Origin of the sequence: Streptomyces olindensis (genome assembly GCF_040645895.1) — a bacterium.
Classification (GTDB): Bacteria; Actinomycetota; Actinomycetes; order Streptomycetales; family Streptomycetaceae; genus Streptomyces; species Streptomyces olindensis.
In genome coordinates this window covers 1-11,799 of record NZ_JBEYZD010000049.1, presented here as the reverse complement: position 1 = coordinate 11,799, position 11,799 = coordinate 1, and the positions used below count along the sequence as shown (strand labels likewise).

The window sequence follows — 11,799 nt, the reverse complement described above, 5'->3', positions numbered from 1 at the left end:
ACCTCCAGCTCCGTGCCCCGCCTCAACCAGGCGGCCATCGCGGCCGGGAGCGCGGACATCGACGCGGTGTCCGGGGCGACGTACACCAGCGCCGGGTACAAGAAGTCCCTCCAGTCCGCCCTGGACAAAGTCCCGGCCGGGGGCGGCTCGTCCCAGGCCGCGGGCTCGGGCGGCGGTCAGGCGGCGCAGCCCCAGGCCCAGACCCTCACCGGCAGCGTGGCGCAGACGCAGTACGGCCCGGTCCAGGTGCGGGTGACCGTCACGGGCGGGAAGATCACCAAGGCCGAGGCGGTCCAGGCTCCCAAGGGCGGGCGCAGCGACCAGATCACCTCCAGCTCCGTGCCCCGCCTCAACCAGGCGGCCGTCGCGGCCGGGAACGCGCAGATCGACTCCGTCTCCGGGGCCACCTACACCAGCGCGGGCTACAAGCAGTCCCTCCAGTCGGCGCTGGACCAGGCCGGTGGCTGACACGGTGGCCGACTCCGCTCAGGCTCCCGCCGCGGTACGTCATGCGGAGGAGGCGATGGGGACCGTCTTCTCCCTCGACGTCCGCGGCGGGGAACCGGCCGCCGTCCGCGCGGCCTTGGACGAGGTCGTGGCCGGGCTGCACCGGGTCGACGAGGTGTTCAGCACCTACCGCGAGGACAGCCAGGTCTCCCGGCTGCAACGCGGTGAGCTGACCGTCGAGGAGTGCGATCCCGAGGTCGCCGAGGTGCTGGAGCTGGCCGCCGAGGCGGAACGGCTGAGCGACGGCTGGTTCAGCACGTCGTACCAGGGACGCCTCGACCCGACCGGCATCGTCAAGGGCTGGGCCGTCGAGCGGGCGGCACGGCGGCTGGCGGAGGTGCCCGGGGTGTGCGGGGTGAACCTCAACGGCGGCGGCGACGTCCAGCTCCTCGGGAGGCCGGGAGCGCAGCGGCCGTGGCGGGTCGGCGTCTCGGACCCCTTGCGTCCGGGCGGCCTCGCGGCGGTCATCTCGGCGGCCGGTACGGACGAGCTCTCCGTGGCCACGTCCGGTACGGCCGAGCGCGGGACGCACATCGTCGACCCGCGCACCGGGCGTTCGGCCGTGACGGACCTGGTCGCCGTGACGGTGGTGGCGCCTCGCCTGACCTGGGCGGACTGCTGGGCCACGGCCGCGTTCGCGATGGGCTCGCGGGAAGGTCTGGCGTGGCTGGAGTCGCTGCCGGACGTGGAGGCGCTGCTGATCACGGCCGGTGACGAGGTGCGGTGCACGGGGGGCCTGGCCACGCGGCTCGGGTGACCGGCCCCCAGGGGCGCGGGGAACTGCGCGACCAGCCACAGCGCACCCGCACCCGGACGACGACCACCCCGAACGGCAACACCACCCGTGCCTGCGACAGCCCTCAGTGCCCGTTCTGCGCCAGCCTCAGCAGATGGTCGGCCAGCGCCTGCCCACCCGTCGGCTCCCTGCTGATCAGCAGCAACGTATCGTCACCGGCGATCGTCCCCAGGATGTCGTGCAGCTCGGCCTGGTCGATGGCCGAGGCCAGGAACTGCGCGGCCCCCGGGGGCGTGCGCAGGACCACGAGGTTCGCCGAGGCCTCCGCGGAGATCAGCAGCTCCTGCGAGAGCCGCCGCATCCGCTCCTCCTTCGCCGACCCGCCGAGCGGGGCCCGCGGTGTGCGGAAACCGCCCTCGCTCGGCACCGCGTAGATCAGGTCGCCGTCGGTGTTGCGGATCTTCACCGCGTTCAGCTCGTCCAGGTCCCGGCTGAGCGTCGCCTGCGTGACGCTCAGCCCGTCGTCGGCGAGCAGCTTCGCCAGCTGGCTCTGCGACCGCACCGGCTGCCGGTTGAGGATGTCCACGATCCGGCGGTGGCGTGCGGTGCGGGTCTGCGGCACGGCGGGCCCGTTCGCCCCCGGCTGCTCGTGGTCCTGCGCCTGGCTCATCGTCGTCTCATTCCCCGGATCGTCCGTCCCCGTTCACTGCCTGGAGGATGCCGGGCAGCGCGCCCAGGAACGCGTCCACCTCGTCGTCGCGGAGGTTCAGCGGCGGCATCAGCCGGACGACGTCGGGGGCGGGCGCGTTCACCAGGAAACCGGCCTCCTGAGCCGCCTGGCGCACCTGGGGCGCGAGCGGCTCGGTGAGCACGATACCCAGCAGGAGACCCGCACCCCGGACGAAATCGATCAACTGGTGACCGAGGCCCTCGATTCCGTCCCGCAACCTCTCGCTCTGCCGCTTGACGTTCTCCAGCAACCCCTCATTCTCGATGGTGTCGAGGACGGCCAGCCCGGCGGCGCAGGCGACGGGGTTGCCGCCGAAGGTCGTGCCGTGCTGGCCGGGCTGGAGCAGCTCCGCGGCGCGCCCGAAGGCGACGGTCGCGCCGAGCGGCAGCCCGCCGCCGAGCTGCTTGGCGAGGGTGACGACGTCCGGCAGGACGCCCTCGTGGGCCTGGTACTCGAACCAGTGCCCGGTCCGGCCGATGCCGGTCTGCACCTCGTCGAGGACGAGGAGCGCCCCGTTCGCGGCGGTGATCGCCCGGGCCGCCTTGAGGTACCCGGCCGGCGGGACGACCACGCCGAGCTCGCCCTGGATCGGCTCGACGATGACGAGCGCGGTCTCCTCGGTGACCGCTGCGGCCAGGGCCTGCGCGTCGCCGAACGGCACGTGGGTGACGTCGCCGGGCAGCGGCAGGAACGGCTCCCGCTTGCCGGGCTGGCCGGTCATCGCCAGGGCGCCCATGGTCCGGCCGTGGAAGGCGCCCTCGGTGGCCACGATGTGGGTCCGCCCGGTCAGCCGGCCGATCTTGAAGGCGGCCTCGTTGGCCTCGGCGCCGGAGTTGCAGAAGAAGACCTTGCCGTCCCGGCCGAACAGGTTGAGCAGCCGCTCGGCGAGGGCGACGGTCGGCTCGGCCATGAAGAAGTTGGAGATGTGGCCGAGGGTGCCGATCTGGGTGCTGACGGCCTCGACGATCGCCGGGTGGGCGTGGCCGAGGGCGTTGGTCGCGATGCCGCCGACGAAGTCCAGGTACCGCGTGCCGTCGGCGTCCCAGACGGCGGTGCCCTCACCGCGGACGAGGGGCAGCAGCGGGGCGCCGTAGTTGTTCATGAGCGCGCCCTGCCACCGCTCGCCGAGTTCCGCGTTGCCCGTCATGCGGGGCCCCCCTTCTCGTCCGGCACGACCATCGTGCCGATCCCCTCGTCGGTGAAGATCTCCAGCAGGATCGAGTGCTGGACCCGGCCGTCGATGACCCGGGCGGTGGTCACGCCGTTGCGCACCGCGTGCAGGCAGCCCTCCATCTTCGGCACCATGCCGGACGACAGGTCCGGCAGCAGCCGCTCCAGCTCGGCGGCGGTGAGGCGGCTGATCACCTCGTCGCTGTTCGGCCAGTCCTCGTAGAGGCCCTCGACGTCCGTGAGGACCATGAGGGTTTCGGCGCCCAGTGCAGCAGCGAGTGCCGCAGCCGCCGTATCAGCATTGACGTTGTAGACATGTCCGTCGTCCTGGGAGCGGGCGATCGAGGAGACGACCGGGATGCGGCCGTCGGCGAGCAGGGCCTCGATGGCGCCCGTGTCGATCGCGGTGATCTCGCCGACCCGGCCGATGTCGACCAGTTCGCCGTCGATCTCCGGCTGGTGTTTGGTGGCGGTGATGGTGTGCGCGTCCTCGCCGGTCAGGCCGACGGCGAGCGGCCCGTGCTGGTTGAGCAGCCCGACCAGCTCGCGCTGCACCTGGCCGGCCAGCACCATCCGGACGACGTCCATGGCGTCCTCGGTGGTCACCCTCAGGCCCGCCTTGAACTCGCTGACGATGCCGTGCTGGTCCAGGGCGGCGCTGATCTGCGGGCCGCCGCCGTGCACGACGACCGGCTTGAGTCCGGCGTGGTGCAGGAAGACCACGTCCTGGGCGAAGGCCGCCTTCAGGTCCTCGTCGATCATGGCGTTGCCGCCGAACTTGATGACGACCGTCCTGCCGTTGTGCCGGACCAGCCAGGGCAGGGCCTCGATGAGGATCTGGGCCTTGGGCAGGGCGGTGTGTTTCCGCGTGGTGCTCATGACGAGTAGGCGCTGTTCTCGTGGACGTAGTCGGCGGTGAGGTCGTTGGTCCAGATGGTGGCGGTCTCGGACCCGGCGGCGAGGTCGGCGACGATGTGCACCTCGCGGTAGCGCATGTCGACCTTCTCGCGGTCCTCGCCGACGCCGCCGTTCTTGCAGACCCAGACGCCGTTGATGGCGACGTTGAGCCGGTCGGGCTCGAAGGCGGCGGACGTGGTGCCGATCGCGGAGAGCACCCGGCCCCAGTTGGGGTCCTCGCCGTGGATGGCGCACTTGAGGAGGTTGTTGCGGGCGATGGAGCGGCCCACCTCGACGGCGTCGTCCTCGGTCGCGGCGTTGATCACCTCGACCTTGATGTCCTTGCTGGCGCCCTCGGCGTCCCGGATGAGCTGCCGGCCGAGGTCGTCGCAGACCTGCCGCACGGCCTCGGCGAACTCCTCGTACTCCGGGGTGAGGCCGGAGGAGCCGGAGGCCAGGAGCAGGACGGTGTCGTTGGTGGACATGCAGCCGTCGGAGTCGACCCGGTCGAAGGTCGTGCGCGTCGCCGCCCGGAGCGCCTTGTCCAGCACCTCGTCATCGAGTGCGGCGTCGGTGGTGAGGACGACGAGCATGGTGGCGAGGCCGGGGGCGAGCATGCCCGCGCCCTTGGCCATGCCGCCGACGGTCCAGCCGTCCTTCGTCACGACGGACGTCTTGTGGACGGTGTCGGTGGTCTTGATGGCGATGGCGGCCTTCTCGCCGCCGTGCTCGCTGAGCGCCTCGGCGGCCTGCTCGACGCCCGGGAGCAGTTTGTCCATGGGCAGGAGGACGCCGATGAGGCCGGTCGAGCAGACGGCGACCTCGACGGCGCCCCGCCCGAGGACCTCGGCGGCCTTCTCGGCGGTGGCGTGCGTGTCCTGGAAGCCCTTGGGTCCCGTGCAGGCGTTGGCGCCGCCGGAGTTGAGGACGACGGCGGACACCTGGCCGCTCTTGAGGACCTGCTCGGACCACAGCACCGGGGCGGCCTTCACGCGGTTGGAGGTGAAGACGCCGGCGGCGGCGCGGCGGGGGCCGTTGTTGACCACGAGGGCCAGGTCGGGGTTGCCGTTCTCCTTGATCCCGGCGGCGATGCCCGCCGCCGTGAATCCCTTCGCTGCCGTCACGCTCACGGCGCAACTCCGATCGTCGTCAGTCCGGTGGTCTCGTCGAGACCGAGGGCGATGTTCATGCTCTGGACGGCACCGCCCGCGGTGCCCTTGGTGAGGTTGTCGATGGCGCTGATCACGATGATCCGGCCGGCGGCCTCGTCGTGCGCGACCTGCACCTGAACGGCGTTCGAACCGTAGACGGACGCCGTGGCGGGCCACTGCCCCTCGGGGAGCAGGTGCACGAAGGGCTCGTCGGCGTAGGCCTTCTCGTAGGCGGCGCGCAGGGACTCGCCGGTGACGCCGTCCGTCGCCTTCGCGCTGCACGTGGCGAGGATGCCGCGGGGCATCGGCGCGAGGGTCGGCGTGAAGGACACGGAGACCGGCCCGCCGGCGGCCGCGCTGAGGTTCTGGGTGATCTCGGGCGTGTGCCGGTGCCCGCCGCCGACGCCGTACGGGGACATCGACCCCATGACCTCGCTGCCCAGCAGGTGCGGCTTGGGCGCCTTGCCCGCGCCGGAGGTGCCGGAGGCGGCGACGATCACGGCCTCGGGCCCGGCCAGGCCGGCGGCGTAGGCCGGGAAGAGGGCCAGGGAGACCGCGGTCGGGTAGCAACCGGGTACCGCGATGCGCTTGGACCCCTCCAGCGCGGCGCGGGCACCCGGCAGTTCGGGGAGGCCGTAGGGCCAGGTCCCGGCGTGGGGCGAGCCGTAGAACTTCTCCCAGGCGGCGGCGTCGGTGAGCCGGAAGTCGGCGCCCATGTCGATCACCAGCACGTCGGGGCCGAGCCGCTCGGCGACGGCGGCGGACTGCCCGTGCGGCAGCGCGAGGAAGACGACGTCGTGGCCGGCGAGGACCTCGGGGGTGGTCTCCTGGAGCACTCGGCCGGCCAGGGGCAGCAGGTGCGGCTGGAGCGCACCGAGCTTCTGCCCGGCGTTGGAGTTGCCGGTCAGGGCGCCGATCTCGACCTCGGGGTGCGCCAGGAGCAGACGCAGCAGTTCCCCGCCCGCGTATCCACTCGCTCCGGCCACTGCCGCACGTACCGCCATGGAATCCATCCTCCTCGTGATGGCATGACTATACGTTTCGCTGCACGTTTATGCAATCCGCGATGTTCAGGCCCTCCTGGGCGCCGCGACGACGATCGACAGCCAGCCCCTCCGCCCCCCGCCGACTCTCTCAGCCCATGCCGGCCGGCGGCAGTTGAAGGCTCTGGGCCGCACGACCCGCACGTTCCGAGCGCCCTGATCCCAGCCCCTGGACTTTCGGTCCACTCCGCTTCCACGACGCCGCCTCTGCGACCCCGTCGCGTGCGGTGACACGCTTGACGCCGCCGACTCCCCGCTGCATGCCCACGCCTTTCGTGACGCACCCGCCGAGAGCCACGCCGCTGGAGCGCGCGCTCGAGACGGCGAAGCCCTACGCCGTCGGGATCGACGCGGCCTCGGCCCGCCGGCATCGGCTCCAGCGGAGTGCCCCCGCGACCCTCTTGACTCCCCGCCACGCAACTGGCATCGTCTATGCCACATTGCGGAATGGTATTCCACAATGTGGCACACGCTGGAATCCTGCCAAGTGAGCCGAGAACGCGGAAGTCGGACCGCGACCGGGCCGAGGAGATGCGGGCAGACAGCCTCCCGAAGCGCCGGCACCCCCGCTTGCCGTGGGGATTTGCCACCTCGCCCGATTCGCGAAGGAGACGGTCCACTGTGGACGCCATCGACGAGAAGATCATCGCCGAGCTGACCCGCAACGGCCGCATCTCCCATTCGGAACTGGCCGACAAGGTGCTGCTGTCCCGCAACGCGGTGCGCCAGCGCATCGAACGGCTCGAGCGCGAGGGACACATCGCCGGCTACACCATCGTCCGCGCCGACGGCGACACCGGCGATGTCGTCTCGGCACTCGTACTCGTCTACCGTCAGGACCGTATGCGCGGTGGTGACGTCCTGGCCGCGCTCAAACGCATTCCGGAAGTCGTCATCTGCGAGATCCTCAGCGGCGACTTCGACATCATGGTTCGCGTGGAGGCGGCCTCACTGGAACGTATACGGGGCATATGGGAGGACATCGCCCAGATGCCCGGCGTACGGGACACGGTCACAGCGCTCACCCTGTCCAGGGTGGTCAACCGCCCGCGAGGAGTGCGGAGTTCGGCGGTACCTGGGTGAGGTGCGGGTGGCCTGCTCCCGGCCGAGCACGGCGGCCACGGCGCCGGCCCGCGATGTGCGGGGGTCGGGGCGGTCATCGAGCGCACTGCGTGGGCGGCCTGCAGGGCGGCGCCGCGGGGCCAGGTGCTCCCTCGTAACCCGCCTTCCGTGGCCAGAACCGCTCCGCCAGGTCGCGCCACCGCCAAGACGGTCGCGCTCGGTACGCAAGGTGGTCACTGGACCACGTCGGTGATGTGGTTGACGCAGACGACCTTGGGCTGGGTCATCTCCTCGAAGGCGAAGCGCACGCCTTCGCGGCCCATGCTGCCGTACTTGAATCCGCCGAACGGCATGGCGTCGAAGCGGTAGTCGGACGAGTCGTTGATCATGACTCCGCCGGCTTCCAGCAGGCGGGCCGCGTTCAGGGCGTGGTCCAGGCGGGAGGTGAAGATGCCCGCGTGGAGGCTGTAGTCGATGGCGTTGGCCCGCTCGATGGCGTCCTCGAAAGTCGTGAACTGCTGGAGCACGACGACGGGGGCGAACACTTCTTCCTGCCAGATGGAGCAGGTGGCCGGGACGTTCTCCAGGACGGTCGGCGTGTACAGGGCGCCGGCGGTCTCGTTGCCGCACAGCAGTACCGCGCCCTCGGCCACGGCCGTGTCGACCTTGGCCCGGGTGGCGGCCGCGGCCTCCTGGCTGATCATGGGGCCGACGTCGGTGCGCTCGTCGAGCGGGTCGCCGACGCGCAGCATTCCGGTGCGGGCGACGAAGGCGTCGCGGAAGCGCTCGTAGACCTCGGCGGCGATGAGGATGCGCTGGGTGCCGATGCAGTTCTGGCCCGCGGCCCAGAACGCGCCGGAGACACAGGCAGCGACGGCCTCGTCCAGGTCGGCGTCGTCCATGACGATGACCGGGGCGTTGCCGCCCAGGTCCATGGCGAGCTTCTTCAGGCCGGCGGTGCGGGAGATGGCCTCGCCGGTGGTGAAGCCGCCGGTGAAGGACACCATGCGCACGTCGGGTGCGGCGACGATCGCGGCGGCGATGTCGGCGTCGCCGTTGACGACGGTGACGATCTCCTCGGGCAGGCCGGCCTCGATGAGGGTGTCGACCAGGCGCATCGCGGACAGCGGCGTCAGGGCGGACGGTTTGAGGATGACGGCGTTGCCGCCGGCGATGGCCGGGCCGAGCTTGTGGGCGACCAGGTTGAGGGGGTCGTTGAACGGGGTGATGGCGGCGATGATGCCCAGCGGTTCGCGGGTGAACCAGCCCTGCCGTTTCTCCGAACCCTCGTAGGAGTCGAAGGGGATGACTTCGCCGGCGTTGCGCCGTGCCTCCGCTCCGGAGAGGGTCAGGGTGTTGACGGCGCGGGCGACTTCCTTGCGGGCCTGGGTGATGGTCTTGCCGGCCTCGCTGACGATGAGCTGGGCGAAGGACTCGGCGCGCCGCTCGACCAGATGGGCGGCGCGTTCCAGGACCGCGGCCCGGGAGGCGCGGGACAGCGCGGCCGCGGTGCGGCGCCCGCACCTGGCCTGCTGCAGGACGCCGCCGAGGGCGCCTGCGTCGACGGTGGGCACCGAGGCGATGACCTCGCCGGTGCACGGGTTGTGCACGGGCGTGGTGTCGGCGCCGAGTTCGATGCTGGGGGGCACGGCGGTGTCAGACACGGTGGGTCTCCTTCAGAACGGGGCACGTGGGGGCGGTGTCGCCGTCGGCGTGGCGCCGGCGGATGGCGGTGATGTCCGACAGCAGGGCGTAGGCGGTCTCGATGCGCCCGGCGCCCGGCCCGGACACCGTGACAGTGCCGAGGAGGTCGGTGTGGAAGGCGACCGCGTTGGCCGGGCCGGAGATCCCCGCGAGCGGGTGATCGGCGGGCAGGGCGAGCGGGGCGACGCGGGCGTCGACGCTGCCGTCCTCGTGGCGGGTGGCGGAGCCGACCAGCTTCCAGCGCAGCCCCTTCGATGCGGCGTCCCGCACCTCGTGGGGGGTGAGCGCGGAGATGCCCTCGCAGAAGACGTCCTCGCGGCGCAGGTCGGCGCCGAGGACCTCGTTGGCCAGGATCATGACCTTGAGCTGGACGTCGTGGCCCTCGATGTCCGCGGTGGGATCGGCTTCGGCGTACCCGAGCGTCTGGGCTTCGGTAATGGCCGCCGACAGCTCGATGCCCTCTTCGAGGCGGCCGAGGACGTAGTTCGAGGTGCCGTTCATGATGCCCTGGACGCCGGTGATCTCCAGGCCGCCGAACATGCGCTCGGCGGTGCGCAGGACGGGGGTGCCGCTGAGTACCGAGCCCTCGAACTCGAAGCTGACACCGCGCTCGGCGGCCAGCTGCTTCAGTGCGCGGCCGGCGAGTGCGACCGGTCCCTTGTTGGTGGTGCACACGTGCTTGCCCGAATCCAGGGCCCAGCGCACATGGGAGAGGGCAGGCTCACCGTCGGTGGGGTTGGTTAACGTCGCCTCCACGACGATGTCGGCCGGGACCTCGCGGATCACCCACTCGTTGCGCGGATCAGCGCTGCCGCCCGGCAGACCCGCGAAGCTCAGCTCCCCGGGTTCGGCGGCCAGCAGCGGCGCCAGATCGATGCCGTCGGTGTCCACCAGGGAACCGGCCCGCAGATCGGTGATGGCCACCACCCGCAGGGCGAAGCCCAAGTCCTCGGCGAGGCGGTGCCCGCGTTGGGATATGAGTTCGGCGAGCGCGCGGTTGACACCTCCGAATCCGATGAGGGCGAGATCGTATCGGCCCATGGGAAAGCTCCTTCGCAGTCCGCCGCGCCCTCCATGGAGCGGCTGCTCAGAGCCTCGCTGTCCGGCCTGTCACCTGCGCCATGCCGCAACGACCACACGGCATGCCGATCTGCACTGTTGTGATGACGATTCGCTCAACCCGCGTCCGGCGACACCATCGGGGTGAATCCGGTGCTGCCGACTCGTCCTGGTCCGCGCCGCCCGCGCCGCCGCCACGGACCGCCTGGTCGTCGCCGGCTCCATCACCCCCAGCGACCCCTTGACTCCCCCCTAAGCCGCTGCCATTCTCTGTGCCAGATAGCGGCATTGCATACCACAATGCGGCACGACCCCAGGGCTAGGGAATGGCTCCCCGAAGCCGGGACGAATGTGAGCGTTACGGCCCCAAGGGCGCGCTCCCCTCCAAGTGACCACCAAACATCCTCACGCTCGGGGTCCAAGCTTGCGGCCCGGCAATACGAAAGGAAAGTCCTGTGTCAGCTGCGAGGAAACGCGTCGCCGTGGTCGGCGTGGGAACGATGGGCAGCCAGGCCGCTTGGCGGCTGGCGGCCCGGGGCGCCGAGGTCGTCGGCTACGACCGGTTCGCGCCCGGCCATGACCGCAGCGCCGCAGGCGGTGAGACCCGCGTCTTCCGCAGCGTGCAGACCCACGACGGCCGCTACGTGCCACTCGTCCGGCACGCCGACGCCCTCTGGAAGCAGTTGCAGGCGGAGACCGGGCGGGAACTGCGCCGCCTGACGGGAGCCCTGGTCATGGGGCCGCCCCACGACCCCGAGATGCGTACCGTCACGGACGGCATCGCCGAGCACGGCCTCGACCACGAGGTGATCGACGCCGAGTCGATGGTCAAGCGTTTCCCGCAGTTCCGCGTCGACGACGGCGATCTGGTGGTCCTCGACTCCCACGCGGGGTTCGTCCGCCCCGAGCTGACGGTCCAGACCGCGGCCCGGCGCGCCGAGGAGCTGGGGGCCCGGATCCGCCGCTACACACCGGTGCGGGAGGTCGCTCCCCTCGCGGGGGGAGGCGTGGAGATCCGCACGGACACCGACACCGAGCGTTTCGACGCCGCGGTGGTCACCCCCGGCCCGTGGGTGGGCGACCTGCTGCCCGACCTGCCGTGGGAGGTGAGCGTCTACCGCACGATCAGCGCCTGGTTCCTGCCCCACGAGGACCACCCGGCAGACGCCGAGCGCCCCGCCTTCATCCGCTGCGGCGACACCCCCTTCTACGGCATCCCCTCCCCGGACGGCCTGACGGTCAAGCTCGGCCTGCCCCAGGCCTACCACAAGCCGGTGGACGACCCGAACCAGCTGAACCGGACCGTCGCACCGGAGGAACTGGAGACCTTCACGGAGGTGGTGCGACGCCACCTGCCCGGACTGAACCCCGACCCGGTGCGCCTGTCCGTCCTCATGGAGGGCTACACCGACAGCACCCGCCCGCTGGTCGGCCCCCTGCCGGGCTGCGACGACATCGTCCTGCTGGCCGGCTTCTCCGGCCAGGGCTTCAAGATCTCACCCGCCATGGGCGACATAGCCGCGGACCTCGCCCTGGAAGGCCGCACCTTTCAGCCGATCGGCTTCATCACCACAAACGGCCGCACCACGGCCTGAGTCAGAATCAGAAAGAGCAAACCCATGACCCTGACCATCGGCGCGCTGACGGCCGAGCCCGGCCAGAAGACCCGCGGGACCCTGCCCGCCGACCTGGGCACCACGACGGTGGACGTTCCCCTGATCCTCGTCAACGGCTCCCGTC

At 71.3% G+C, this 11,799-nt stretch carries 11 protein-coding genes; 4 read left to right on the top strand and 7 right to left on the bottom strand.

What is annotated here, in order from left to right:
- Both ABZ948_RS27745 and ABZ948_RS27740 read left to right on the top strand, forming a co-directional pair.
- A partial coding sequence (locus tag ABZ948_RS27745) for an FMN-binding protein (protein ID WP_359763912.1) occupies nt 1–468 on the top strand: 468 nt, incomplete at its 5' end.
- Entirely contained in the window at nt 461–1,264 is an 804-nt protein-coding gene (locus ABZ948_RS27740; protein ID WP_359763910.1) for an FAD:protein FMN transferase, read from the top strand. The genes ABZ948_RS27745 and ABZ948_RS27740, both read left to right, overlap by 8 nt.
- Nucleotides 1,265–1,367: 103 nt before the next feature.
- Here ABZ948_RS27740 and ABZ948_RS27735 read toward each other — a convergent pair whose 3' ends face one another.
- The 5 genes from ABZ948_RS27735 to argC are packed head-to-tail and all read right to left on the bottom strand — an operon-like array spanning nt 1,368 to nt 6,195.
- A complete protein-coding gene (locus tag ABZ948_RS27735) occupies nt 1,368–1,913 on the bottom strand; it encodes an arginine repressor (RefSeq protein WP_031114708.1) in 546 nt (181 codons plus the stop codon).
- A 7-nt stretch (nt 1,914–1,920) separates the two neighbouring features.
- Nucleotides 1,921–3,120, bottom strand: a complete 1,200-nt coding sequence (locus ABZ948_RS27730) for an acetylornithine transaminase (RefSeq protein WP_359763909.1) — start codon at nt 3,118–3,120, stop codon at nt 1,921–1,923.
- Nucleotides 3,117–4,022 (bottom strand): acetylglutamate kinase, encoded by a 906-nt coding sequence (gene argB, locus ABZ948_RS27725; protein WP_359763907.1) that lies wholly within the window; start codon nt 4,020–4,022, stop codon nt 3,117–3,119. The genes ABZ948_RS27730 and argB overlap by 4 nt, the downstream gene beginning before the upstream one ends.
- Nucleotides 4,019–5,170, bottom strand: a complete 1,152-nt coding sequence (gene argJ, locus ABZ948_RS27720) for a bifunctional glutamate N-acetyltransferase/amino-acid acetyltransferase ArgJ (RefSeq protein ID WP_359763905.1) — start codon at nt 5,168–5,170, stop codon at nt 4,019–4,021. The genes argB and argJ overlap by 4 nt, the downstream gene beginning before the upstream one ends.
- Nucleotides 5,167–6,195, bottom strand: coding sequence for an N-acetyl-gamma-glutamyl-phosphate reductase (gene argC / locus ABZ948_RS27715; RefSeq protein ID WP_359763904.1), 1,029 nt, complete (start codon nt 6,193–6,195; stop codon nt 5,167–5,169). Before argC ends, argJ begins: the two co-directional genes overlap by 4 nt.
- Before the next feature lie 660 nt (nt 6,196–6,855).
- Here argC and ABZ948_RS27710 point away from each other — a divergent pair.
- A complete protein-coding gene (locus tag ABZ948_RS27710) occupies nt 6,856–7,317 on the top strand; it encodes an Lrp/AsnC family transcriptional regulator (protein ID WP_359763903.1) in 462 nt (153 codons plus the stop codon).
- A gap of 212 nt (nt 7,318–7,529) precedes the next feature.
- Here the strand turns inward: ABZ948_RS27710 and ABZ948_RS27705 are convergent, their stop codons facing one another.
- Both ABZ948_RS27705 and ABZ948_RS27700 read right to left on the bottom strand, forming a co-directional pair.
- A complete protein-coding gene (locus ABZ948_RS27705) occupies nt 7,530–8,960 on the bottom strand; it encodes an aldehyde dehydrogenase family protein (RefSeq protein ID WP_359763901.1) in 1,431 nt (476 codons plus the stop codon).
- A complete protein-coding gene (locus ABZ948_RS27700) occupies nt 8,953–10,041 on the bottom strand; it encodes a homoserine dehydrogenase (RefSeq protein WP_359763899.1) in 1,089 nt (362 codons plus the stop codon). Before ABZ948_RS27700 ends, ABZ948_RS27705 begins: the two co-directional genes overlap by 8 nt.
- Before the next feature lie 473 nt (nt 10,042–10,514).
- Here ABZ948_RS27700 and solA point away from each other — a divergent pair, with 473 nt between their 5' ends.
- On the top strand, nt 10,515–11,654 hold the full coding sequence (gene solA, locus ABZ948_RS27695) for an N-methyl-L-tryptophan oxidase (RefSeq protein ID WP_359763897.1): 1,140 nt from the start codon (nt 10,515–10,517) through the stop codon (nt 11,652–11,654).
- The last annotated feature ends 145 nt before the right edge of the window (nt 11,655–11,799 follow it).